The 25259-nt window shown below is 38.4% G+C and carries 27 protein-coding genes and 1 riboswitch; of the genes, 22 read left to right on the top strand and 5 right to left on the bottom strand.

All coding sequences use genetic code 11. The features are described from left to right. Positions 1-5: 5 nt before the first annotated feature. The 6 genes from AC2UOP_RS05260 (at position 6) to AC2UOP_RS05235 (ending at position 4181) form a co-directional block, all read left to right on the top strand. Positions 6-101, top strand: a complete 96-nt coding sequence (locus AC2UOP_RS05260) for an IS3 family transposase (RefSeq protein ID WP_484832815.1) — start codon at positions 6-8, stop codon at positions 99-101. A gap of 412 nt (positions 102-513) precedes the next feature. Further along, the gene (locus AC2UOP_RS05255; protein ID WP_484832892.1) at positions 514-807 is read left to right on the top strand and encodes a hypothetical protein; all 294 of its coding nucleotides are present in this window, start codon (positions 514-516) and stop codon (positions 805-807) included. A gap of 103 nt (positions 808-910) precedes the next feature. Then, the gene (locus AC2UOP_RS05250; protein WP_484832891.1) at positions 911-2026 is read left to right on the top strand and encodes a metal ABC transporter substrate-binding protein; all 1116 of its coding nucleotides are present in this window, start codon (positions 911-913) and stop codon (positions 2024-2026) included. Next, the gene (locus AC2UOP_RS05245; protein WP_484832890.1) at positions 2026-2688 is read left to right on the top strand and encodes a metal ABC transporter ATP-binding protein; all 663 of its coding nucleotides are present in this window, start codon (positions 2026-2028) and stop codon (positions 2686-2688) included. Before AC2UOP_RS05250 ends, AC2UOP_RS05245 begins: the two co-directional genes overlap by 1 nt. Then, positions 2672-3514, top strand: a complete 843-nt coding sequence (locus AC2UOP_RS05240; protein WP_083304689.1) for a metal ABC transporter permease — start codon at positions 2672-2674, stop codon at positions 3512-3514. Before AC2UOP_RS05245 ends, AC2UOP_RS05240 begins: the two co-directional genes overlap by 17 nt. Further along, the gene (locus tag AC2UOP_RS05235; RefSeq protein WP_484832889.1) at positions 3507-4181 is read left to right on the top strand and encodes a hypothetical protein; all 675 of its coding nucleotides are present in this window, start codon (positions 3507-3509) and stop codon (positions 4179-4181) included. Before AC2UOP_RS05240 ends, AC2UOP_RS05235 begins: the two co-directional genes overlap by 8 nt. 640 nt (positions 4182-4821) lie before the next feature. Here AC2UOP_RS05235 and pdxS read toward each other — a convergent pair. Further along, complete coding sequence (pdxS, locus tag AC2UOP_RS05230; protein ID WP_484832888.1) at positions 4822-5679, bottom strand: pyridoxal 5'-phosphate synthase lyase subunit PdxS; 858 nt, start codon at positions 5677-5679, stop codon at positions 4822-4824. A gap of 95 nt (positions 5680-5774) precedes the next feature. Between pdxS and pdxR the strand changes: the two genes are divergently transcribed. Together pdxR and AC2UOP_RS05220 are read left to right on the top strand one after the other, a co-directional pair. After that, a complete protein-coding gene (gene pdxR / locus AC2UOP_RS05225; protein ID WP_484832887.1) occupies positions 5775-7157 on the top strand; it encodes a MocR-like pyridoxine biosynthesis transcription factor PdxR in 1383 nt (460 codons plus the stop codon). A gap of 39 nt (positions 7158-7196) precedes the next feature. Beyond that, on the top strand, positions 7197-8057 hold the full coding sequence (locus tag AC2UOP_RS05220) for a DegV family protein (RefSeq protein ID WP_484832886.1): 861 nt from the start codon (positions 7197-7199) through the stop codon (positions 8055-8057). Positions 8058-8407: 350 nt separating this feature from the next. Here AC2UOP_RS05220 and AC2UOP_RS05215 read toward each other — a convergent pair whose 3' ends face one another. Next, a complete protein-coding gene (locus tag AC2UOP_RS05215) occupies positions 8408-9073 on the bottom strand; it encodes an LrgB family protein (protein ID WP_019214178.1) in 666 nt (221 codons plus the stop codon). Beyond that, positions 9073-9426 (bottom strand): CidA/LrgA family protein, encoded by a 354-nt coding sequence (locus tag AC2UOP_RS05210; protein WP_484832885.1) that lies wholly within the window; start codon positions 9424-9426, stop codon positions 9073-9075. Before AC2UOP_RS05210 ends, AC2UOP_RS05215 begins: the two co-directional genes overlap by 1 nt. A 306-nt stretch (positions 9427-9732) precedes the next feature. Between AC2UOP_RS05210 and AC2UOP_RS05205 the strand changes: the two genes are divergently transcribed. Together AC2UOP_RS05205 and AC2UOP_RS05200 are read left to right on the top strand one after the other, a co-directional pair. Continuing rightward, entirely contained in the window at positions 9733-10677 is a 945-nt protein-coding gene (locus AC2UOP_RS05205) for a 2-keto-3-deoxygluconate permease (RefSeq protein ID WP_484832884.1), read from the top strand. 11 nt (positions 10678-10688) lie between these two features. After that, complete coding sequence (locus AC2UOP_RS05200) at positions 10689-11849, top strand: M20 metallopeptidase family protein (RefSeq protein ID WP_484832883.1); 1161 nt, start codon at positions 10689-10691, stop codon at positions 11847-11849. Between the two features lie 203 nt (positions 11850-12052). On the opposite strand, the gene tpx is transcribed toward AC2UOP_RS05200, so the two are convergent. Next, positions 12053-12565, bottom strand: coding sequence for a thiol peroxidase (gene tpx / locus AC2UOP_RS05195; RefSeq protein ID WP_484832882.1), 513 nt, complete (start codon positions 12563-12565; stop codon positions 12053-12055). 168 nt (positions 12566-12733) lie between these two features. On the opposite strand from tpx, the gene AC2UOP_RS05190 reads away from it, so the two are divergent. The 7 genes from AC2UOP_RS05190 to AC2UOP_RS05160 all read left to right on the top strand — a co-directional run bounded on the left by AC2UOP_RS05190 (position 12734) and on the right by AC2UOP_RS05160 (position 18097). Continuing rightward, positions 12734-13909 (top strand): glucose-6-phosphate isomerase, encoded by a 1176-nt coding sequence (locus AC2UOP_RS05190; protein ID WP_484832881.1) that lies wholly within the window; start codon positions 12734-12736, stop codon positions 13907-13909. A 4-nt stretch (positions 13910-13913) separates the two neighbouring features. Beyond that, the gene (locus tag AC2UOP_RS05185) at positions 13914-14198 is read left to right on the top strand and encodes a cupin domain-containing protein (protein ID WP_019214182.1); all 285 of its coding nucleotides are present in this window, start codon (positions 13914-13916) and stop codon (positions 14196-14198) included. A 1-nt stretch (position 14199) separates the two neighbouring features. Continuing rightward, complete coding sequence (locus AC2UOP_RS05180) at positions 14200-14892, top strand: Crp/Fnr family transcriptional regulator (protein ID WP_484832880.1); 693 nt, start codon at positions 14200-14202, stop codon at positions 14890-14892. Between the two features lie 64 nt (positions 14893-14956). Then, a complete protein-coding gene (locus AC2UOP_RS05175) occupies positions 14957-16393 on the top strand; it encodes an MBOAT family O-acyltransferase (RefSeq protein ID WP_484832879.1) in 1437 nt (478 codons plus the stop codon). Positions 16394-16405: 12 nt separating this feature from the next. Next, positions 16406-17350, top strand: coding sequence for a hypothetical protein (locus AC2UOP_RS05170; RefSeq protein WP_484832878.1), 945 nt, complete (start codon positions 16406-16408; stop codon positions 17348-17350). A gap of 12 nt (positions 17351-17362) precedes the next feature. Beyond that, positions 17363-17638 (top strand): hypothetical protein, encoded by a 276-nt coding sequence (locus AC2UOP_RS05165; protein WP_484832877.1) that lies wholly within the window; start codon positions 17363-17365, stop codon positions 17636-17638. Between the two features lie 30 nt (positions 17639-17668). Then, on the top strand, positions 17669-18097 hold the full coding sequence (locus AC2UOP_RS05160) for a hypothetical protein (RefSeq protein WP_070599561.1): 429 nt from the start codon (positions 17669-17671) through the stop codon (positions 18095-18097). 21 nt (positions 18098-18118) lie between these two features. Here the strand turns inward: AC2UOP_RS05160 and AC2UOP_RS05155 are convergent, their stop codons facing one another. Further along, on the bottom strand, positions 18119-18376 hold the full coding sequence (locus tag AC2UOP_RS05155) for an AbrB/MazE/SpoVT family DNA-binding domain-containing protein (protein WP_070599559.1): 258 nt from the start codon (positions 18374-18376) through the stop codon (positions 18119-18121). A 125-nt stretch (positions 18377-18501) separates the two neighbouring features. Between AC2UOP_RS05155 and AC2UOP_RS05150 the strand changes: the two genes are divergently transcribed. The 5 genes from AC2UOP_RS05150 to AC2UOP_RS05130 all read left to right on the top strand — a co-directional run bounded on the left by AC2UOP_RS05150 (position 18502) and on the right by AC2UOP_RS05130 (position 25226). Further along, on the top strand, positions 18502-19386 hold the full coding sequence (locus tag AC2UOP_RS05150; RefSeq protein WP_484832876.1) for a radical SAM protein: 885 nt from the start codon (positions 18502-18504) through the stop codon (positions 19384-19386). Further along, positions 19386-20387: a [FeFe] hydrogenase H-cluster radical SAM maturase HydE gene (gene hydE, locus AC2UOP_RS05145; protein ID WP_484832875.1), complete on the top strand. Its 1002-nt coding sequence runs from the start codon at positions 19386-19388 to the stop codon at positions 20385-20387. Before AC2UOP_RS05150 ends, hydE begins: the two co-directional genes overlap by 1 nt. Beyond that, positions 20380-21807 (top strand): [FeFe] hydrogenase H-cluster radical SAM maturase HydG, encoded by a 1428-nt coding sequence (gene hydG / locus AC2UOP_RS05140; protein WP_484832874.1) that lies wholly within the window; start codon positions 20380-20382, stop codon positions 21805-21807. Before hydE ends, hydG begins: the two co-directional genes overlap by 8 nt. Continuing rightward, positions 21804-22922, top strand: coding sequence for a [FeFe] hydrogenase H-cluster maturation GTPase HydF (hydF, locus tag AC2UOP_RS05135; protein ID WP_484832873.1), 1119 nt, complete (start codon positions 21804-21806; stop codon positions 22920-22922). The genes hydG and hydF overlap by 4 nt, the downstream gene beginning before the upstream one ends. 559 nt (positions 22923-23481) lie before the next feature. Further along, a riboswitch (cobalamin riboswitch) is annotated at positions 23482-23612 on the top strand. 69 nt (positions 23613-23681) lie between these two features. Continuing rightward, entirely contained in the window at positions 23682-25226 is a 1545-nt protein-coding gene (locus tag AC2UOP_RS05130; protein ID WP_484832872.1) for an ABC transporter substrate-binding protein, read from the top strand. The last annotated feature ends 33 nt before the right edge of the window (positions 25227-25259 follow it).

The following is a 25259-nucleotide window of genomic DNA, read 5'->3' as shown; positions in this document are numbered from 1 at the left end:
AAGCTATTGATGAATATATATACTACTATAATAACGAAAGAATTCAGAAGAAAACAAAATGGATGCCACCTACTTTGTATAGGTTAGCATCCATAGTGTAAACTAAATATTAATGTGTCCAGTTTTCTGGGTACACATCAATAAAATCTCTATCCTATATTTTTGTCTAAATTTATAATTTTCACAAAAACTTACTCTTGTCAATGAACCACATCAAATAAATTTCTTAAAAAAATATATAAAAAAAGTAAAAGATCTTAAATTAATACACCGAACAGCTAGTTTACAGGATAAATTGATGTATAGGACGCAGTGGACTGAAGCGAGCGACTGACATCGTACAAATACGTACGTTGAGGGAGCTCGCGGAGGGAACAAGTTCTAGACGCAATTTAGACGTAAAATAGCAAATATAAACGCTTTTACATATATATTTTAATTCATATAAACCGCTAAATCTTGACATTCTTAAGGCCTTGCTATATAATAAGGCGTGTAAAAAGGAGGGGCAAAATGCCAAAGCGTATCAAAATACTACTTTCTATACTTTGTATCATCTTAGTCGCAATGTCGCTACTAAGCTTTTTCGTCGCGGCTACAAGCGCCTTCCACATCTGCAAGCGTTCTGCTTGCCCGATTTGCCGCTTTATGGACATGGTCTCGGACCTTCAAAGGTCTTTGCATCATTCAAATGCGGCTGTACTTATAATACTTTGGGTGCTAGTATCGATAAGGATCACAAACATTGCCATGACTATGGTAGCGGTGAAGACACCTGTCGATCTTATGGTGCGCATGAACGATTAGAGATTGACCCCCAAATATAATGACGGCAAAATTTAATATCGGTAAAATATACAAAATATACAAAATATACAAAATATAAATATATAAATATAAAGGAGATAAAATGAAGAATATAAATAAATTTTTAGCTTGCCTACTAGCAGTCGTTTTGCTAGTTGCTTGCAATTCAAATAAAGCGCCTGAAAAGGCAGAAGAACCAGCTACTGAGTCAATCCCAGCAAGTGAAGCTGAGAGCATACAAAAGGACGGAGCTGTAAAAGTAGTTACTAACATATTCCCAGCTTATGATTGGGTAAAAAATATCACTGAAGGAACTGATGTAGAGGTACTTAACCTTACAGACAATGGTGTTAGCCTTCACAATTACGAGCCATCTGCTCAAGACATCGAAGAGATTGCTAAATCAAATCTTTTCTTATATGTTGGAGGCGAATCTGATGAATGGGCTCCAGACGCTGCAAAACAAGCGCCTAACGCAAAAGTTCTTAACATGCTTGAAATTTTAGGCGATACTGTTAAGGAAGAAGAAGTAAAAGAAGGTATGGAACACGATCATGACCACGAACATGCTGATCACGACCACGAACATGCTGATCACGACGACCACGACCACGACCATGATGATCATGACCACGAACATGCTGATCACGACGACCACGACCATGACCATGATCATGATCATGAAGAAGTAGAATATGATGAACACGTTTGGTTATCTGTAAAGAATGCAAAAACTATTTCAAAGGCGATTACTGACGCTCTTTGCGAAATCGATGCGAAAAACGCTGATACATTCAAGAAAAATTACGAAGCATACGCAGCAAAACTTGATGCTCTTCAAAATGAGTTTGACGAAGCAAGAAAAACTGCAAAAGTTGATACTATCTTAGTTGCAGACAGATTCCCATTCCGTTACTTAGTAAGTGACCTTGACCTTGATTATTTCGCTGCCTTTGTTGGCTGCTCAGCTGAATGTGAAGCAAGCTTTGAAACTATCAGCTTCTTAGCACAAAAACTTGACGAGCTTGGTTTAAAACACATAATCAAGTTAATGGGTTCAGACGGCAAAATCGCCGACACAGTAAAAAATTCTACAAAGACAAAAGACCAAGATATACTTGAGATGACATCTATGGAAAATGTTAGCTCAAAGGACGGCAAGTCATACATTGACTATATGCAAATGAACTTAGACGCTTTAAAGAAGGCTCTAAACTAATGAAATTAATATTAAAAGACTTAGGATTTGGCTATAAAGGTCAAGTCCTAAGTGATTTTATAAACCTAGAATTAAATGATTGTGACTACATAGTCATCTTGGGCGAAAATGGTTCGGGAAAGTCAAGTTTAATCAAAACCATCTTAGGCTTAAATAAAAAAATATCTGGAGAGATAATTATGGAGGGCATTTCAAAAGACGAAATCGCCTATCTACCGCAGATATTATCAATAGCAGCCGATTTTCCAACTTCGATTATGGAGCTCGTTTTATCAGGCTTTAAGATTAAAAAAAGATTTTTCTACACAAAAGAAGAAAAGCGTAAAGCGCTTGAATGTTTAGAAAAATTTGGCATAGCACATCTTAAAGACAGAAGATTTTCTTCTTTATCGGGCGGTCAAAGGCAAAGAGTTTTGCTCGCAAGAAGCTTTGTAGAAGAAAAAAAGCTACTTATACTAGATGAGCCGCTTGCTGGACTCGACCCAGAGGCACAAGATGGCCTTTACGAAATGCTTGAAAAAATAAACGAAAGTGGCACAGCCATCATCATGGTCTCACACGATAGCCAAAGAGCAGTTAAATACGCAAACAAAGTCATTAAGCTTGACGGAAGACGTGTGATTTACGAGGAAGGAGGCAAAATGAATGGAATTAATCAATAAATTTGTCTTCTATCTAGGCTACCCATTCGTGCGCTACGCACTAGTGTGCGCCTCACTCATAGCGCTTGCATCAGCATTTTTAGGCGTGATACTCGTTTTGAAACGCTACTCATACATCGCAAATTCACTATCAAACGTAGCATTCGCGTCCCTATCAATCGCGACAGCCATCGGCTTCACACAAAAATTAGTATTAGCACTACCACTAACAATATTTTTTGCGCTAATACTTTTACAAGGAAATAATTCTAAGAAAATCATCTCAGACGCAGCCATCGCCATGGTTTCAGTATCAGCGCTAGCTATGGGCTACCTTGTTATGAACGTATTTAGAGTCGGACCAAACGTCTCAGTTGACGTGTGCACAACACTTTTTGGCTCGACATCCATACTTACATTAACAAAGCTAGACGTCATCATATCCGTGGCACTATCGATACTAGTGATACTTTTCTTCATTTATTATTATAAAGAAATTTACATCACGGTCTTCGACGAAGACCTTGCAAACGCGTCAGGCATCAAGGTTGAAAGACTTAACACAGTTTTGTCCATGGTCGTCGCAGTCGTGATAACACTTGCAATTAGGCTAGTGGGCTCACTTTTAGTCGCAGCACTAATCGTTTTCCCAGCAGTCTCAGCGATGAAAGTTTTTCATTCATTTAGAAAGATTGCCTTCGCCTCAGCCATAATCTCGCTAGTATCAGCACTTGGAGGCGCGATATTTGCAATACTTGCGGCAACACCAGTTGGCTCGACAATCGTCGTGATGAATCTCGTAATATTTTTAATCATGTCAATAATTGGAGGTATGAAACGTGGATAAAACAAGAAAGAGAATTTTGGCCATAGTCGGGATATTGATTTTGGTTTTGATACTCGTATTTTTCACAAATAAAAAAGTTATATACCGTTATATGCCTAACAGCGCCGTGAACGAGACAGTTAAAAAGATGAAAGAAAGTTCAAAAGCTAAAAATGCTGATAATGCTGATGCCAATACTGAAAATGATGATGCAGACGAAAATATTGACCCAGAAGAAAATGCTAATTCAGATGAAAATATTGATACAAATGAAAATTCTGATGAAAATATTAACTCAGATACAAATGATGGTGCTGAGAAAAACGAAATCACAAACGAAAGCGGCCAATACTATGATTTAACAGGCAATGATCTAGACATGAACTACGTCATCGTCGCCATGATAGCTGAAGATCCAAAAAGCTTCGAAGGAGTCAAGATTAAGCTACAAGGCATCGCCGTAGATCTAGAGACCACAGACACATCCGGCATGGATCACTACATCGTCATCAACGACCGCCAAGCCTGCTGCCAACAAGGTTTGCAATATGTGTTAAAAGATAAAAATCAAAAATATCCAAAACCACAAGAAATCATCACAGTAGAGGGGGAACTAACTGTTTTTAATAGTGAGGAGATTCCGTTTCCACTAGCTGTAATTAAGAACGCAAAGCTTATTTCACGCTAATTTCACGTCTAAACGCGCCATTGAACTCGTTCCCTCCTCGGCAATGCTCGAGTACTCATTTGTACACTCCGCTTGCCTCGTCAGTCCACTTCGTTCAATCATCACGTTTATCCTGTGAAATTACATTTCACTCTAAAGGCGCCCTTGAACTCGTTCCCTCCTCGACGTACCCCGTACGTACGACTGCGTCGGGGCTTATTCTAAACTTCGTCCCATCCATCGACTCTATCTTCGAACTAAGCTCGAGCAAAGATATAGACGTGGTTCTTCTTTGCTCTGCAAAATTAGAAAAAGCGAAATTAATTAGTAAAATTGTTTATTAAAATTTAACAGCAAAATTAATGTGTATGGATTGATTAATAAACAAAGAAAGTTCTAAATCAATTTAATTAAATAATTTAACACAATAACGATAAAGGATAGAGAAAATAAAATCTCTATCCTTTATTTTTGCCTAAAAATATAATTTTCACAAATTAATTACCCTTGTCAATGAGTCATAGCCAAACAAATTGAAGAACCTCGTCCTTATGTCCGAGAACCTTTGCGCTATGCCAAAAATTGAATGAGCGTAAGGGCTAGTTTGAAGAACCTCGTCCAAACGGACGAGAACCTTGGTGCTTCGCACGGGCGTGAAATTTTATCTGTCAGCCATGTGAACAGCAAGTTCATCTTCATTAATCCCAAACATAGCCTTACCTAATCCAGTCGCTGCCTCAGCTATAATCTTATTATCTTCATAATTTTTCACTGCCTTAACTATTGCCTTAGCTCTTCTTTCTGGGTCTTCGCTCTTAAATATACCGCTTCCAACGAAGACACCTTCAGCACCAAGTCTTCTCATTAGTGCTGCGTCTTGAGGTGTTGCGACACCGCCAGCTGAGAAGTTAAGTACAGGTAGTTTTTTATTGTCGTGAACGTACTTTACTATATCGTAGCTAACTCTATATTCTTTTGCAAAAGTATATAGCTCGTCTTCTCTTTTTGAAACAAGTAGCGAGATACCGCCAAGTATTTGTCTTAAGTGGCTTACAGCTTGTACAACGTCGCCAGTACCTGCTTCACCCTTGCTTCTAATCATCGATGCACCTTCTTCGATTCTTCTAAGTGCTTCGCCAAGATCTCTTGCACCGCAAACAAATGGCACGTCGAATTGGTATTTGTCTATGTGATTGTCGTTATCAGCCTTTGACAAAACTTCTGATTCATCGACGTAGTCAATGCCAAGCGCTTCCAAAACCCCTGCTTCAACAAAGTGACCGATTCTGCACTTCGCCATAACAGGGATTTTAACAGCTTTTTTTATCTCCAAAATCATTTGTGGATCGCTCATTCTAGCAACGCCGCCTTCGCGTCTGATGTCCGCAGGTACCCTCTCAAGTGCCATGACAGCGCATGCTCCAGCACTTTCGGCAATTTTCGCTTCCTCAGGATTAGTAACGTCCATGATGACGCCGCCCTTAAGTGTATTTGTAAAGTCTAAAAATTTTTTATTCATAATATTCCTCCTCTTTTATAGCAATTATACTTGAATTATGGTATAATTAAAAGTACCAATTATGATTATTTTGATGGTACCAGATAGGAGGAGCTATGCAAATAGATTTAAAAAGCGATAGGCCTATTTATGAACAGATATATGAATATTTTAAGGATGCAATACTTGAAGGACGCTTCAAAAAAGGAGAGAAACTGCCTTCGAAGAGGACTCTTGCAAGGGACATATCTGTTGCGGTGAACACGGTGACAAGTGCGTACGAGATGCTGATCTCTGAAGGCTACATAAGGAGCGAGGAGAAGCGTGGCTACTTCGTCAATGACATAGGAACTATATATACTCTTAAGCATGATGATGTAGAGATAAGCACGCGTAAGGAGAAGAAGTCTTATAAGTACTCATTTTTAATTACACAGGGCGATCCTGAGTCCTACCCTATAGATAGATTTAGAAAGATATTTACTCAGGAGCTCATCTATGACACTGAGTTCTACGAAAGAGACTACCAAGGGCTCTATGGTCTTAGGCACGAGATTAAAAACTATCTATTCAAGGCGAGGGGCATCAAGACTAATGAAGACAATATCATTATAAGTTCGGGCCTTGAGTACCTACTTATGACTCTCTTTTTAATCTTGCAAAACAAGGTGAAGCTTGCTTTGGAGAACCCGGGCTACAAGGTTTTGGAGACGCTTTTACGGGTCAATGGTATAGCCTACGAGCCGATTGACATCGATGAAAGTGGTATGAGCTTTGAAAACTTTCTAAAGGCGGACTGCGAGCTTGCACTACTTACGCCATCTAACCAGTTTCCAACTGCGACTGTTATGCCTATCAAAAGAAGGCTGGAGTTCTTAAACTGGGCGAATGCTGCAAGTGGCCGCTACATTATTGAGGACGACTACGACAGTGAATTTCGTTATGCACCCAGAGCCATATCCCCAATAAAGAGCCTTGATGAGATGGATAGGGTAATCTACATAGGAAACTTTTCTAAGTCCATAAGCCCGCTTTTAAGGGTGAGCTACATGGTCTTACCAAACGCACTTTTGCACGAGTACCATGGCATAAGGCCGCTCATGAACTCGCCTGTTTCAAACATTGTCCAAATTCTCGTGAAGGACTTTATGAAGGAGGGCCACTTTGAAAGGCAGCTCAACAGAATGAAGGGTATCTACAACAGAAAGAGGCTTACGCTCTTAGACGCTCTCAAGGACGCTTCTGGCATTAGGCTTATGGACTCCATGGCTGGCATGCACCTTAAGCTTTATGTGAGTGGTCTTGATGATTACAGTAGGCTAGTTCAAATGCTTGATAAGAGAAGTGTCAAGGCTGAAACTATATCGAGCTACACTTTTGGCAAAAAAAGCGTAAGTGAAGATGCTCTTTTACTTGGCTATGGCCTTATGAGTGAGAAAGAGCTTGAGTCTGCTGCGGCTATAGTTCTTGATACTATTAAAAACTTGAAAAATCTATAATTTTATCATATAATATATATTAGCAAAAAGGAGGATACCATGAGCATCAAAATTATAACGGATTCGGCTTCGGATATAAGCTATGAATTAGCAAGTGAATATGACATAGACATCATGCCCATAGTCATCATGAAGGGTAACGAAACTTACCTTGATGGTGTGGACATAAGTGGCAAGATGATATATGACGATATGAGGCAGGGGACTGTTTACAAAACTGGTGCCATAGCTCCCAATGAGTATGAGGAGAAGTTCAAGGAAGTTTTGGAAAAGTATGACAAGGCTATATATGTATCTTTGTCGACGGGCATGTCTTCTACATATAACAACGCTGTGCTTGCGAAGAACTCGCTTGACATAGGTGACGACAGGCTACTTATTGTGGACTCGCGTGGTGCGTCTATGGGCCAAGGTTTGCAAGCTTTATCTTTAGCAAAGCTTAATCAAGAAGGCAAGACTTTTGATGAGCTTAAGGCTTATGCACATGGCTTTGTCAAGAATACAAGGTATGTCTTCTTTGTTGACTCGCTTGAGTACTTGCAAAGGGGCGGCAGGGTTTCAAAGCTAAGTGCTGCTATAGGCAAGCTTATCAATATGAAGGTTGTGCTTGATGTGCACTCTGATGGCGTGATCTACACTGAAGACAAGGTTAGAGGTACTAAGAGAGCCATTGCAAGGACTGTTGATTTTTTCGAAAATGAAGTGGGTCATGACTTGTACGCTAACACGATATACGTATGTCATGCGGACTGCGAAGACCTTGCAAATAAGGTAAAGGAGCTACTCGTAGAAAAGTATCCAGACATGGTAATAAAGCTAAACCCATTTGCGGTATGCATAGGCGCTCATACAGGACCTGGTACGGTGCATATATGTACTATAAAGAATTTTGAACTATAGTTAAATAGGTTTATAAGATATAAGAAGGGACAGAGCAAATCTGTCCCTTTTTGTATATTTTAATTTCTTTTTACAATAAATTAACTCAGTATAATTGTTTTTGCAGAGAAAGTGAAGAACCACACCCATTAACAAAGCAAGCTTTGGATGGGTACCCGTGAACCTTGGTGCTTCGCACGGATGGATAAGGCGATGCATTTTAGCCTTGTCAATGAATCATTGCCAAACAAATTTTTTGTAGCAAGCGTGATGATTGGGCGAAGTGGACCGACGAGGCAAGCGGAGCGTATATTCAATACGTGAGCATTGCCGAGGAAGGAACGAGCCCAAGGGCGCGCTTGAACAAAAAATCATACGAAGAAAGGCAAGATTATTACACTTAGAATGCCACTGATGACTAAACTCATCGAGCTCGCCGCACCAGTCAATTCATTCATATTATTTGCCTTCGCTGTACCTATCGCGTGCGATGCGCTTCCCAAGGCAACTCCCTTAGCAACGTCTGATTTAATTTTCATAATTTTAAAAACAGCATCACTCACCATGGCTCCGAATATGCCTGTAAATATTATCGTAAATACTGTAATTGAAACGATACCGCCCATCGATCTAGATACGTCTATGCCTATAGCTGTGGTGATGGACTTTGGCAAAAGCGTTGCAAAATGAACTTTTTCAAGCACAAATATCTTATAAATTGCAAAAACTGTCAAAACTGAAGAGAATACGCCGAAGACTATGCTCATAAGTATTGGGACTATGTCTTTTTTTATGGTTTTTAGCTCTTCATACAAAGGAAAGGCTAGGGCAATGGTTGCCGGTGTTAGTAATAGCGAAACATATTTTGCACCCGATGCATAAGTTTTGCTGTCAATTTTAAAACTCAGTAGCACAGCCATATCGACAGCTATTGCAAATAGAAGTGGATTGATAAAAGACCACTTAAGCTTCTTTTTTATGTAAACAAAGAAAAAATATGGCACTACTGTTAGTAAAAGCATGAAGATGGCTGTCATCACTTCACCTTCCTTATCTTTAATAGCGTTTCACAAAAAGTACCTGTTGAAGCCATAACGAAAATTGTTGAGAAAACGATTGCGACTAGAACTGGGACTATAATGACTTTAAGGTCTATGAAGCTGTCAATAAGTGCAACAGCGCTTGGTATGAAGGTTAGCGGCATTATTTTAATCAAAAATTTACAAACGCCTTCAACTTTTTCTTTTTTAACGAGACCCATTTGCAGAAGCAAAAAAAGTATTACTATGCCGTAAATGCTTGCTGGCATCGAGACTGGCAAGGTTTTTGAGAGATAGTCGCTCACAAGTGTCACCGCCGCCACGATTATTATTCCAAATATTGTATTCAAAAAAATCACTCCTATTCTTAAATAGTATACCATTAATATACGTTTATGAAAAATAAAAATTTTTTACTATAATTATAAATTTTATCTATACTAAGTGGGGCATGTATTGCAATTTATTATACAAGCGAGTAATTTAGCTAAATCCATTGACATATCTAGGATTATGGTCTATATTATAATTAATTGTAAGAATAATCTTAGACACATAATTTACACCACCTAAAAAAACGTTCATTGGCCGAGCGTTTTTTTGTTTGCAAAATATTGTTTTAGGGTAAAATATTAATGTGCAAAGGAGGGTGAATTATGTACAAATTTATGAAAAAAGTCCCTGGTGGCTTGCTTTTGATACCAATGCTTATAAGCGCGGTATTTGCAACATTTTGGCCAAATTTATTCTACATCGGAGGACTTACTGAGGCTTTATTTACTAAAAAAGGAATTAACTACATCGTTGCTTTAATAACATTTTGTTCAGCGACATCACTTGATTTTAAGAGCCTTGCAAAGGTTTTGAAAAAACAAGGACTTATGCTTCTTGTAAAAATTATTTTATGTATGGTATTTTCATTATTATTTTTCAAATTTTTCGGCGAAACAGGTGTATTTGGCATCAGCTTACTAAGTTTTGTGTGCATTTTGGCATCACTAAACCCATCACTTTACTTGGCCTTGACTAAGGACTATGCGACAAAGACTGATGAGAGCGCTTTTGGTTTGACTGGCCTTTTATGTTTGCCAGTTTTTCCAATCATAGTGTATTCCGTTGCTCAATCGCAAGCTATTGACTTTTCACCGATAATTTCAACACTTATACCTCTTGTTTTGGGTATTTTGGTAGCGAACTTTGATAAAGAATTTGCAAATATTTTCAAAGGTTCAACTACTATGCTTACACCATTTATGGGATGGAGCTTTGGAACCGGAATTAATCTAATTGAATCATTCAAATCAGGTGTACAAGGAATTGTTTTAGTAATTATTTTCTACGTGCTTATAGCGCTTCCAATATTCTTATTTGAAATTAAAGTGCTTAAGAGTAATGGCGTTAGCGCACTTGGAATGTCTTCGGTTGCTGGACTAACTGTTTCAGTACCATTAATTTTATCACAAAATTCTGATTATCTAGCATCAATCGCTAGTCAAAGTGCTTCGCAAATAGCTCTAGCTGTTGTAATCACTTCAGTTATCACACCTATACTTGTGAAGATGCTTGCAAAGAAAAAGGGTTTAGAGATAAATAAATATTAAGGAGAGAAATTATGAATAAATTTTATGAATTAGCAGAAAAAATGCAAGATGAAACTATAAAGATGAGACGTGATCTTCATCAAATGCCTGAAATAGGCCTAGAAGTCCAAAAAACTTGCGACTATGTCGAAGGAAAGCTTAAGGAGATAGGCCTAGAACCAGTAAGATACGGTAACTCTGGTGTATCGGCTGTCATCGACTCGGGTAAAGACGGCGAATGCATCTTATTAAGAGCTGACATGGATGCACTCCCAATGGCTGAAGATAACGATTTGCCATTCAAGGCAACTAATGGCTACGCTCACACATGTGGCCACGATACGCACGCAGCCATGCTTTTAAGCGCAGCAAAGATTTTAAATGACAATAAGGATAGCTTCAAGGGCAAGGTAAAACTTATGTTCCAATCAGCTGAAGAGATTTTTAAGGGATCACGCTTTATGATAGAGCATGGTATACTTGAAAATCCTCATGTAGACGCAGCTCTTGCAATGCATACATCGCTTGACGAAGAGCCGGGATCTTTTGGATACAATCTTGGCTATATGACTACATCTTGCGATAACTTCAAGATCACTATCGTTGGAAAAGGCTCACACGGTGCTTATCCGCACACAGCGCACGATCCAATATATGCAGGAGTATTATTATATACACAATTTATGGAGCTAATATCGAGAGAAAAGGATCCAAATAAGGTAGCTACACTAACATTTGGCCAATTCGTAGCTGGAAGCAACTCAAACATTATCCCAAATGAATGCGTTATGCAAGGAACGCTTAGAACATATAATCCAGAAGTAAGAGAGTATATGAAGAATAGGATGGCTGACGCAATGAAGGCAATAGAAGTTCTTACACAAACTAAGATTGAAGTAGACTACTTTAGCGGCGTGCCAAGCCTTTACTCAGACCCAGAGCTAACAGAATTTTTCGCAGAGACTATCAAAGACAATATGGATCTAAAAGCGATTAAAGATAACAAAATTATGGCGTCTGAAGACATGGCATGTGTTGCAGAAAAAGTTAAAACAACATATCTAATGCTTAATATGAAGGTAAAGGGCTGTGAAGCAGCTCATCACAATCCTAAAGTTATGTTTAACGAGGATGCGTTAAAATACGGTACGGCGATATTTGCCATTTGTGCAATGAATTACTTGAATAAATAATTTTTCATTCAATTGGCGACTAAGGCTCGTTCCTTCCTCGGCAATGCTCAGGTATGTCTATACATTCCGCTTGCCTCGTCGGTCCACTTCGCCTTATTCATCCAATTGCTCTGAAAAATTTAGATAGATATAATAAATAATAAAAATACAAATTTAAAATGGCTGGATTAAATCCAGCCATTTTCATGTTTACAAATATTTACTTAAATAAGTTTCTTTGCTTCTTCCAAAGCCTTATCATAATCAGGATGCTTAGTAACTTCGCTAACAATTTCTTGATACTTGATTGTGCCGTCCTTATCTATAATAGTGATGGCTCTTGCAAGTAGACGAAGCTCTTTGATCACAAGACCGTACTTTGTACCAAAATCAAGGTCTCTGTGGTCTGATAAAACTATAACCTTGTCAATGCCGTCTGCAGCGCAAAATCTTGATTGAGCAAATGGTAGGTCGCAGCTAAGTGTTAAAACAACTGCATCACCAAGCTTAGCGGCTTCTTCATTGAATCTCTTTGTTTGTAATTCGCAAACAGGTGTGTCAATTGAAGGAACTGAGCTGATGATAACTACTTTACCTTTCACTTCGTCAAGAGAAAACTCTGATAAGTCATTCTTAAGAGCCTTAAAATCAGGCGCCTTGCTGCCTACCTTTGTTTCTTCACCAATTAAAGTTACTGGACCTCCAGCAAATGTAATTATACCTTTTCTTTCATTCATATTTATTACCCCCTAGTGTAATTTATTTACCCGAAATTAAAAATTTTAAACTATTTATTTAATTTCTTCTTCATCAATAGGCTCAATCTTATCAAAGACTATATTAATATCTGGAAATTTATGCTTTTTCGTGTTATAATATAGATACTTATAAGCGAGGTGAATCTTATGCAGCTTGAAATATATAAGGAGCCGCTTCAGTTCGAGGCGAGTGCTTCTGAGAAAAAGCTTAATGCATTTAAACAATTTCATACGAAATATGCGTCTGACTGGATTAGGCTTGATTATTTGAACGAAGCCTTTATTAGTGATATCAAAAAAACAGCTGATTACATACGCAAATCTTTTGATGCGCTTGTAGTTATCGGGATCGGCGGATCTTTTATCGGTGCAAAGGCATTCATCGACGCTTTAGGAAATGATTTCCCAATATATTTCACCGGAAATAATCTTGATGGCGAGTGCCTTATTAATTTAATTAATGAACTGAAAGATAAGCGCTACGCTATAAACGTTATAAGCAAGTCAGGAACAACTATGGAGACAAAGCTTGTATTCGAAATTTTCCTTAACGATATGATGAAAAAAGGAATTGACCTTAAGAATAGCGTTATAGTGACTAGCTCAGAAACTAGTGAATTAGCAAATTTTGCTCTATTACATAAGATGAAAACTTTTATCATACCCGAAGATATAGGTGGGCGCTACAGCGTTTTCACTGCAGTTGGCCTTTTACCAATGGCGGCCAGTGGTCTTGATATAGAAAAAGTAATTATGGGTATAAAAAGTGCAAAGGAAGAATATTTTGAAAGCGACGGCACCATAAACACAGCTCTTGACTACGCTTACTATAGGCATCTAGCTGGAAAGACTTATGCGCTTGAGTTTATCAGCGTTTACGAGGAAAGGCTTGCTTCATTTACTGAGTGGATAAAGCAGCTTCTTTGCGAATCGCTTGCCAAGGACGGCAAGGGACTCATTGTTTCTAATCTTAAGTATACACAGGATTTGCACTCTATGGGTCAGCTTTTGCAAGAGGGCAGGCGCAATATAATCGAGACGCATTTATTTGCGGAGGCGAAAAAAACTCAAGATGAGGCTATCATGAATATAAATAAGATTAATGAAATTGCCTTCAAAGCGACTGTTAAGGCGCATCACATGGGCGGCGTGCCAAGCTGCGTGATTAAGCTAAAGACCATTAGCGAAGAAAGCCTTGCAAAGCTCTCTATATTTTACATGGCATCTTGCGTTTATAACGCTGTTATGGATGAGGTAGAGCCTTATGGTCAGCCGGGTGTAGAAGTTTACAAAGAAAAAATCAGAAATATATTAGAGGAGTGATAAGATGTTAGCAAAAGTTTTAAAAGATGAAGGCTTAATAAAAAGCATAAATGGGGTTAATTTTGTTCACAAAATTTTGAAAAAGGGCGATGTAATTGATAAACACAATCATCCAGATAAGGAAATAGTTTTTGCTGTGATGAAGGGCTCTTTCGAGATTACTATTGGCGAAGAAGAAAAACACCTTGTAAAGGCTGGCGAAGCACTTAATTTCGACGGCACTAATACTATAAGCGCAGTGGCTTTGGACGATAGTGAAAGCCTTGTTGTGCTAGTTAATAAAGAATAAAATGCTTAATAAATTTCCAGAAAGCATCGATTTAAAGAAGATACCATTATTCTCATATTTTTCAGACGAAGAACTTAACGAGATCAGAAAAGGTCTTAAGCTTGAGACGCTTAAGCGTGGCGACGCCATATTCTCATCAGGCGACAGCGCGGACAGGATGTTCATCGTCTACGAAGGATTTATGAAGATATCTATGTTTCTTTCGGATGGAAGAGAGCAAATTCTCTACATCTACAAAAAAGACGACTTCGTTGGCGGCTTCAACATACTTTATCAGGACAAATATGTCTACAATGCTGCTGCCACAACGAACGCAAAGATCATAGTTATAAATAAGTATGACTTCGAAAATATCATGCTAAAGAACAAGGATTTCGTTTTGAAGGTTTTGGAAGAAGCCTACTACAGAATCAGAAAGTCAGAAGAGCTTATTGACAGGCTCTCAGTTATAAACGCGGATATGAAGGTTGCTAAGGCCCTTATCAATCTGATTAAAATATCGGGCTCAATCAAGGATGGCGTAATCACAGTTGACCTTAAGATCAATCGCGAGGAGATGGGCTCTTTCACAGGACTTACGCGTGAAACTATCTCGAGAAAGCTTAGCCAATTTCAAGATGAGGGCATAATCACGCTCGAACGTAACAAGATTATTATTAACGATATTAGAAAACTTTCAGACAAAACTATATGATGAACTTGGACAAAGGCGCGTAAATAGAGGTCTTTGTCCATTTTAAATATTTAGGAGAATATATATGCTATTTAATTCAGCTGGCTACCTTGTGTTTTTCACAATCGTTTGCCTAGTTTATTTCATATTGCCAAAAAAAGTCAAGAGAGCCTTTTTGCTCTTGGCAAGCTATTTCTTTTATTCGTGCTGGAACCTTAAGTACTCACTACTAATGCTCTTTAGCACAGTAGCGACATACTTAACAGCCATCGCCATGGACATGGCGGGCGAAAAACAAAAGAAAAAAATCTATCTCGGACTTTGTTTCTTTGTCAATTTGGCGATACTTTTCGTCTTTAAGTACTACGGCTTTACAGTTAATTTTTTAAATAAAATACTTGGCCTTGTTGGCGCGAGTGTCAATCTGCCCGTAATAAACGTTTTACTTCCGGTGGGCATTTCATTTTACACATTTCAAGCGCTTGGCTACATCGTTGACGTTTACAGAGGCGAAATCAAGGCTGAGAGAAATTTTATCAATTACGCTCTCTTCGTCTCATTCTTCCCACAATTAGTCGCTGGACCTATAGAGAGATCAAAAAATCTTTTAACGCAAATAGATAACTTAGGCCACAGACGCTACGAAAACCTATCAAAAGGACTTTTATACATACTTTGGGGCTTTTTCCTAAAGCTAGTCATTGCAGATAGGGCAGCAATCTTTGTAAATCAAGTCTACGACTCATACCAAGGCTACTCATACGTATTTTTATGCTACGCCGCTTTACTCTTCGCGGTGCAAATATATTGCGATTTTTATTCATACTCAATCATCGCAAAGGGCTCTGCCAAAATTTTGGGCTACGATCTTATGGATAATTTTAAAGCGCCATATCTTTCGAAATCAATCACAGAATTTTGGAGACGCTGGCACATCTCGCTATCTACTTGGTTTAAGGACTATTTGTACATCCCTTTAGGAGGGAATAGAAAAGGCACTTTCAGAAAGCATTTAAACGTTTTGATAGTTTTTTTAGTGAGCGGTCTTTGGCACGGAGCGAACTACACCTTTGTTCTTTGGGGCCTAATTCACGGTATTTTCAACATTTTGGAAGATAGTTTTAAAGGCATCACAAAAAATATTAGCAATAATTTTATTTATAAAAATATTCGTCGTCTTATAACTTTTGTCGTTGCAGTCATCAGTTTTGTAATTTTTAGAAGCAAAAATATTGGCGCGGCAAAGGCCTTTATACTTGGCATACTTAAGAGGCAGGCAGGGACTTTGGATGCGTCTATCGCTTTTCCATACGAAGACACAGTCATCTTACTCATTGCCATCGCCATGCTCGTGGTGATTGACATACTTATTTACAATAAGGTGAACATGGTTGAAAGAATTGAAAAGAGAAGCCTGATTATAAGATGGCCGATATATATATTTTTACTAGTAGTGATACTAATTTTTGGCATATATGGACCGGGATACAGCGAAGCACAGTTCATTTATTTCCAATTCTAAAAGGTGAGAGAGATGAAATATATTAAGAGAATTTTAAAAATCGCGGGCTTTGTTATAATTCTGAGCCTTGTGCTTGCAAAATTAAATATCATCTTCATCAGAAAATCCGATGTGAAGCCTTGGGACATGATTAACAAGATTTCGGGATATTTCAACGAGGACAAGCCTTATGACGTCATCTTCTTTGGCACTTCGCACGCATATTGCTCCTTCGATACAGAGGATTTGGCGGAGCATGGTATTAGTTCATATATACTAGCGAGCCAAAAGCAGCCACTTGAGGCGACATACTATTACATCAAAGAAGCGATTAAGAGGTCAAAGCCAAAGGCCATATACGTTGACGTGCTCGATGCCTTGGCGATGAATGATGTAGACGAGGGCAGCGTTCACACTTACACCGACTACTTCCCCATGGGCATAAATAAGGCGCTGATGATTAAGGATAGCCTTTCTCCTGAGGAATGGGCGGAGAATGTGATGCCTTTAATCAAGTACCACACAAGATGGAGGGCACTTGAAGAAAAAGATTACAAGGCCAAGTGGAAGGACTACCACGATGATTTGAATGGTTTTGTGAAGCTCGAGCGTCAGAGCAAAGAATTTGTAAAAAATCCTGAGCTAAGTAAGGAAAACCTTGATAATATCGCAAAAGCACGCGATAAGGGCTTTAGAGAGAAAAAATACGCCGCGCTAAAGAGGATAAATGAACTCGCTAAGAAAAATGGCGTTGAAGTGCATTTTATAAAGACGCCGATTTATACAAAAGATGTTTACGATGAGAACATCGCTGCACTTGAGAACTACGCTGATAGTATAGGTGCGGACTTTATAGATTTTACCAAAGTGATGGGTGAGGAGCTAGGATTTGATGATTATTATGATGCATCTCATTTGAATAGTGTAGGAGCAAAAAAATTTACTGAGTACTTTATTAAAAATGTTCTGAATAAATAAGGGGGATTAGCTATGTGGTTAGCATTCGGTATTTTGGCAGTAATATTTGCCATATTAAATTTAGTTTTTGCATTTAAGGGAAAAGAGGCAAAATATTTTAGATTTATGAGCATGGCCCTAACTATACTTACTTTGTGGGTGGCTCTTAAAGAGGAGCTTAATCTATTCTTTATAAAGGATTTCACTGCACTTGAAGATACTGCTCCAACATTGATAAATGGCCTTTTTGTTTGCTCAGTAGGATCGATACTGATTAATAGCATATCTTTATTTAAAGAAAAGAAATAATTTGGGTAAATATATATAGAGGTGAAAACCATGGATAAGGAAAAGGAAATAAAAGAAGCAAAGGTCGCTGCGGTCGAGGTCTTGTTAAGGCTTGATGAGGCGGTGAAGTCTCTTGATGGTGCGTCAAAGATGAGCATGATTGATATCTTTGGAGGCGCCTTCTTCAGCGTGATTAAGAGAAAGCACATACAAGAAGCGAACCTTAGTATAAAGGAAGCTGGCATATACCTAAAGAGCCTTAATAAGGAGCTCGGCGACATTGGCATGAGGCTTCCTGAAGAGATAAGCGACACCTTGGGAGATAATATTGCGGACATATACTTTGATAATATCTTTACCGATGTAAGAGTTGCAAAAGAGATAAAAGATAAGCTTGTTGAGGTCAAGAGCTTTAGAACAATGATAGAAAATTTAATAATGAAGCTTGATAAGGAGCTTGACGAAATAAAAGAATGCTAGAGATGTCTCTAGCATTTTATATTACTTATCAAGTTCATCAAACAAGGCATCTATCGAGTCAAAGACAGGTCTTTCACCATTATCAATACTTGCCTTTATCTCTTCAACTGAGGCCTTTAGTTCATCTATCACGTTCTTTGGGTAGACTTCAAGCGGTATCAAAACTATCCTGCCACTTTCTTCGATAATTTCAAATTTATCTCCTTGATTTAAATTCATCAAGCTCACTATTTCCTTAGGTATAGTCACTTGCGACTTAGCTTTTAACTCAACTAACATAGTCTTACCTCCTTAGTTAGAATTTCTTACTTTCTGATTATATTATATATTTTTATAAAGTTTATGTCAATACATATTTATTGACAATAATCCTTCATTAGTTATATAATATTCATGGTGATATGATGTATATATGTAATTTATGTCCGCGCAAGTGCGGCATAGACAGAGATGAAAAACTTGGTGTTTGCAAAATGAAGAATGAACTTGCAGTTTCAAAGGCGTCTGTTCATGTCTTTGAAGAGCCTGTCATCTCGGGCACACGCGGCTCGGGAACGGTTTTTTTCGCAGGATGCAATCTATCTTGCGTCTTTTGCCAAAATTATGAAATTTCTCAAAATAAGGACGCTATATTTAAGTACATAAGCAAAGAAAGGCTCGTGGAAATATTTTTCGAGCTAAAAGCAAAGGGTGTTCACAATATCAATTTGGTCTCGCCAATGCACTTTAGTCATCTTATCAAGGACGCCATCATTCTGGCGAAGGAAAAGGGCTTTGATCTGCCATTCGTCTACAACACAAACAGCTACGAGCTTAAAGAGGCAATCAAAAATCTTGACGGTCTCATCGACGTCTACTTAGCTGATTTCAAGTACTTTTCAGACACTTATGCCAATGAGTTTTCACACGCGCCTAATTATAGGAAGTATGCTCTTGAGGCCATTGACGAGATGCACAGACAAGTCCCTGAAGTAATTATCGAGGACGGGATAATGAAGAAGGGAGTCATTATAAGACTACTTTTGCTACCGAATTTATATTTCGATGCGAAAAAGATAGTTCGTCTTCTTTATGGCAAATATGGCGATAGTGTGATATTTTCACTAATGAACCAATATCAGCCAATGCATTTAGCTAAAAATTATAAGAAGATCAATAGGACTGTTAGCGACCTAGAATACGATAGCTTCGTCGACTATGCGGCGGACCTTGGCATTTCGAAGGCCTTTGTTCAAGATAAGCAAGATGGCAAGAATTACACGCCAAACTTTGATTTGGAGGGAGTTTAATGCTTTTTTCTGATAGGGAGCTTAGAGAAATACTTTTTAGTAAGGATCAAAATTTTTTAGAAGAGCTATATGAAAAAGCACGCGAAACGGCCAAAGCTACTTTCTCGAACAAGATTTACATAAGGGCTTTGATCGAATTTTCAAACTATTGCAAGGAGGGCTGCTACTACTGCGGCATAAACAGGAATAAATCTTCTGTCCATAGATTTCGCTTGAGTAAAGAAGAGATTTATTCTGCGGCAGAGACGGCTTATGAAGCAGGTTTTAGAACCTTCGTTTTACAAGGCGGGGAAGATACTTATTTCACGGACGAAATTTTTTCTGAAATTATTTCTCATTTAAAGAAAAACTATGACGCAGCCATCACTTTATCCTTAGGAGTGAGAAGCTATGAGTCTTACAAGATGTTTAAAGATGCTGGTGCAGATAGATTTTTATTAAGACACGAAACGGCAGATAAAGATATATTTCAAAAGCTTCATCCTGCTGAGCAAAGCTTAGATAGGAGACTTAAAGCAATCTATGATTTAAAGGAGCTTGGCTACCAAGTCGGAACGGGTTTTATGGTCGGAGCGCCATTTACAAATATAGAGAGCTTTATAAAAGATATAAAATTAATTAGAGAGATAGATCCAGCCATGATAGGCATGGGGCCCTTCATCCCATCGAAGGGAACGCGCTTTGAGTCTTATCCAGCTGGAACGCTAGAAATGACACGCAAACTACTCGCAATACTTAGACTTGAGCATCCTAAAGCGCTAATACCATCGACTACAGCTTTAAATACTATTGTTGAAAATGGCAGAAAATTGGGTATATTATCAGGGGCGAATGTAATCATGCCAAACGTGTCACCAAAGTTTGCACGCGAGAGCTATAATCTATACGACGGCAAGAAGGCATCAGGCCTTGAGGCGATTGAAGGCGTTCGCGAACTAAATGAATATTTAAAAGAATTTGGATATGAGATTGAATTTACGAGAGGAGACTACAATGTATAAATACGATGTTAATTCTGAAAAAGCAGATGAATTTATAAATCATGAGGAAATTCTTGCCTCTCTTGAGTACGGCAGGGCAAATAAGCACAACAGAGAGCTGATTAAGGCTGCGATTGAGAAGGCGAAGGAAGTTAAAGGACTTTCGCACAGAGAAGCATTTCTTTTATTATCATCTGAAGAAGAGGACTTAAACGAAGAAGTTTACAAGCTTGCAAACGATATCAAGCGTAAATTTTATGGCAATAGGATAGTTCTATTTGCTCCGCTATATTTATCAAACTACTGTGTCAATGGCTGTGTTTATTGTCCATATCACTTAAAGAACAAAACTATTCGCAGAAGAAAATTAACTCAAGAAGAGATAAAAAATGAGGTAATCGCTCTTCAAGACATGGGACACAAGAGACTTGCGCTTGAAACAGGCGAAGACCCAGTCAATAACCCGATCGAGTACATACTTGAGTCTATCAAAACCATTTACTCCGTTCATCACAAAGCTGGTGACATTAGAAGAGTCAATGTTAATATTGCAGCGACTACCATTGAAAATTACAAGAAATTAAAGGATGTCGGCATAGGTACTTATATTTTATTCCAAGAGACATATCATAGAAAAAATTACGAAGCACTTCATCCAACAGGACCAAAGCATGACTACGCTTATCACACAGAGGCCATGGACAGAGCACAATTAGGCGGCATAGACGATGTTGGCTGCGGCGTTTTATTTGGACTAAATAATTACGAATACGATTTCGTGGGTCTTTTGATGCACGCAGAGCACCTTGAAGCGCGCTTCGGCGTTGGACCACACACAATTAGCGTGCCAAGAATCAGACCAGCAGACGACATAGACCCAGAAACTTTTGAAAATGCAATCAGTGACGATATATTTAAAAAGATAGTTGCTTGTATCAGAGTATCAGTACCATACACAGGCATGATTATCTCAACAAGAGAGTCAGTAGAGACTAGAGCAAGGATAATCGACTTTGGTATAAGCCAAATCAGTGGCGGCTCAAAAACATCAGTTGGCGGCTATGCACACGAGGAAGAAGAGTCCTCAGCCGATACAGAGCAGTTCTTCACATCGGACCAAAGAACACTTGATGAGGTCGTTTCATGGCTGATGGATACAAATCACATACCATCATTCTGTACAGCTTGTTACAGAGCAGGCAGGACAGGTGATAGATTCATGAGCCTTGTTAAAGCAGGACAAATCGGCAACATCTGTCAACCAAACGCACTTATGACACTTAAAGAATATTTAATGGATTATGCATCGCCAGAGACAAGAAAAAAAGGCGAAGCACTTATCGAAAGAGAAATAAATAATATTGGCAAGGAAAAAGTTAAAGAGATAGTTAGAGACAATCTTAAAAAGATTGAAAATGGCGAGAGAGACTTCAGACTATGATGGCGCGTTCATTGCAAAAGCACATTGTCATCGCAGGCAGAGTAAATGCAGGCAAATCAACGCTTTTTAACTCCATCATGGGCTCCGATGCAGCCATAGTCTCAAGCAAACGAGGCACGACGACAGATGCAGTTCGTAAATCCATCGAAGTTCCGGGACTTGGACCAGTCGTATTCATTGATACAGCTGGATTTGGCGACGATACAGCCCTTTCAGATGAGAGGCTAAAAAAGACTCGCGCCGAATTTTCTAAAGCCGATGCCTTTATATATACCCTTGATAATGATGATGAAGCGATTTTAAAAGAGCTAGAAAAGTACAATAAGCCAGTCATCAAAGTTATTATGGCGATTGATAGAGACGTGAGCTATGATAATGGAGATGCAATTGTTTATAGAGATGACTCATCTCGAGAAAAAATATTTTCAGTGCTTAAAAAAGTTTTAGATACAAAAGAAGAATCATTATTAGATGGTGTTGTAGATGGCAGAGCGATCATCATCATGGTTATGCCGCAAGATGCAGCAGCACCAAAGGGAAGACTGATAAAAGCGCAAGTTGAAGCCATAAGAGAAGCGCTTGACAAAGGCATGACAAGCATAGTCGTGGGCGACGAGGACCTTGAGAGCGTGAGAGATAGATTTTATGGTGCGGACCTTGTGATCTGCGACTCAAGAGTTTTTAAAAAAGTTTATGACGTTTTTGGCGGAATAACAAAAGTCACTTCATTTTCGGTACTTTTTTCAAAAATGAAAGGTGATATAGATTATTTCATCGAATCAGCGAAAAAATTCGATAATTTTAAGGGCGACGAAAAGATTTTAATAGCCGAGGCTTGTACACATCCACCCATTAACGAAGATATCGGAACCGTGAAAATACCTGCCATGCTTAAAAAACGCTTCGGCGATGGACTTCAGTTTACATTTACAAGAGCTGACGACTTTGATGATATTGAAAAATATGACATGATTATTCATTGTGGTGCTTGTATGTTTAATAAAACACTTGTTTTTAATCGTGTTATGAAGGCGAAGGATAAAAATGTGCCGATGACTAACTACGGGATTACCATTGCTTACTTAAATGGTATATTAGATAAAATTTCGCTGTAATTCAAAATTCTTAAAAAAATTTCGCCTAAGGCTCGTTCGATTTTTGTCAATACTCGAGTACTTTGTGTACACTCCGTTTGACAAAAATCTCCACTTCGCCTTATCCATAAATTTTTTTTGAAGAATGGCTTTAGGTTTAAACTAAAGTTTAAACACTAAAACCTTAATTGACACGGGGTAAAAATTTGATTTTATAAATATTTTAGTGGATACATTTTTTTGTATCCATTTTTATTTTTGAGACTATATAGTGAGAAAAGATATGTTCCAAAAGCAGCGCATTGAGACAAATTGCTTCAATTGCTTGGCGCAGGACGACGGCCATAAATCCATCTAGTGAAGCGTAGCGGAACGAATATGGATTTATAGTCGGACAAGCTTAGCAATTGTCAATTTGTTGAACTAAGCTGCGTGGAACTATCTTTTCGATGTGCAAGCTTAGAAATTAACAATTTATGTAGACGTAGCAAGCGAAGGAAAGCACTTTTCGATGTGCAATTGTCAAGATACATACTCTCTATGTATCTATTTCTATTTATACAATCACATTTCAATTGACTAAATTTAATCTCTGTAGTATAATCATCTTAGATAGAATATAACAAGGAAGTGGGTTAGAGTCCTACACAGTGCCGCTACGGTATTTGCACTACGCATAAGTCCGATACTTGTATTTGAGTTTTGCTCCGGTTCAGAGCAAGGCTAGTTTTTTTAGCACGGTTAGTTCTATACTATATTATATTAAAGGAGAAAGATTTTATGAAAAAACTTATTTTCTTAGCAGTCATCTTATCACTATTATTCACATTTGGCTGCAAAACTAATGACACAGGCGCAGACAAGAATGAAGAAACTGCCTCTGGAGAAAAAACAGAAGCTAATGAAAAGTCTGATGTTAAAGAGATAACTGTTGGTCAAACTTGGGTTATTACAAGTGATGACCCACTTGATGGATCTAACGGCTGGAGCATCACAAACCACGGCGTAAGTGAGTACGTATACACTCTTCAAGCTGATGGTACTTTAAAATCAAGATTTGTTAAGTCCATCGAGGCTCAAGACGAAACTCATTTCACAGCAGAATTAAACGAAGGTGTTTTATTTGCTGATGGCAGCCCAGTTGATGCTAAGGCATTTTGTGAAGCAATGAATATGATCATGGAAAATAACGAATTTGCTCGCGCTTCTGCTGGTAAGATCGTTTTCACTCCAGTAGAAGACTACAAAGTAGAGATAGTTACTGAGCTACCTGCAGTTAATCTTGAATCAATTTTCGCTGAGTGGACTAACGTTATGTTCAAGAAAGATGGTGACAAATACATCTTTACAGGCGCTTACAAGATTAAAGAGCTTAAACCAGGCGCTGAAGTAGTTTTAGAGAGAAACGAATATTACGATGGTTTTGAAAATAGACCTGAAACAGTTATTATCAAGGCTTTCAAGGACGGAAACGCACTTAAGCTTGCTTATGAAAGCGGTGAAGTGGACCTAGCTTTCGGCCTTACAAACGATGTGGCTGTCGGTTTAAAGGACAAGGGCTTCAAAGCGCTTGATTACAATGCTGGATACCAATACTACTGCTTCTTAAATCTTAAGAGAGATCACTTAAACGACCTTCACTTCAGAAAGGCACTTGACCTTCTTCTTAATAGACAAGAGATTATCGATGCACTTGGCGGAGGAGACATGCCTACAGGACTATTTGCGAAGAACTTCAGCTTCAATGGCGATCAAAAATTAACTTTTGATGTAGACAAGGCTAAAGAAGAATTTAAGGCTGCTGGCTACACTTATGAAGGTGACAAACTTATGGATAAAAACGGCAATCCTGTTAAATTAACTATATTAACATACTCTGCTAAACCAGATCTACCAGTTATTGGCCAAGTACTTGTATCTGACCTAGAACAAGTGGGTATAGAAGCAAGCGTTTCACTAGCTGACAGCATCGATGAAGAAGCTGCTAAGGGCAATCACGATATCTTATTATACGCTCAAAACCCAACAGCAAGCGGCAACCCACACTATTTCTTCGCTCAACACTTTAAGACAGACGCTGTTAAGAACCACAGCTACTATACTAATGCTGAAGTTGATAAATTAATCGACGAACTTGGCGTAACAGCTGATCTTGCTAAGAGAGACGAGCTTTCAAAAGAAATTCAAGCAAAGATCTATGAAGATCTTCCAATACTATACACAGTTGATCCGCACTGGTTTGTAATGCTTTCTGACAATATTAAGAATTATGAAATCTGGAACGGAGACTATTTTGTAACAAATCCAACACTAACAGTTAGATAAATGAAAGTCATAAACTTTTTTTTCAAATGGCTT

This window comes from Fenollaria sp. (assembly GCF_057222035.1).
Note: the sequence above shows the minus strand (reverse complement) of the source record. Positions and strands in the feature narration are given on the sequence as shown.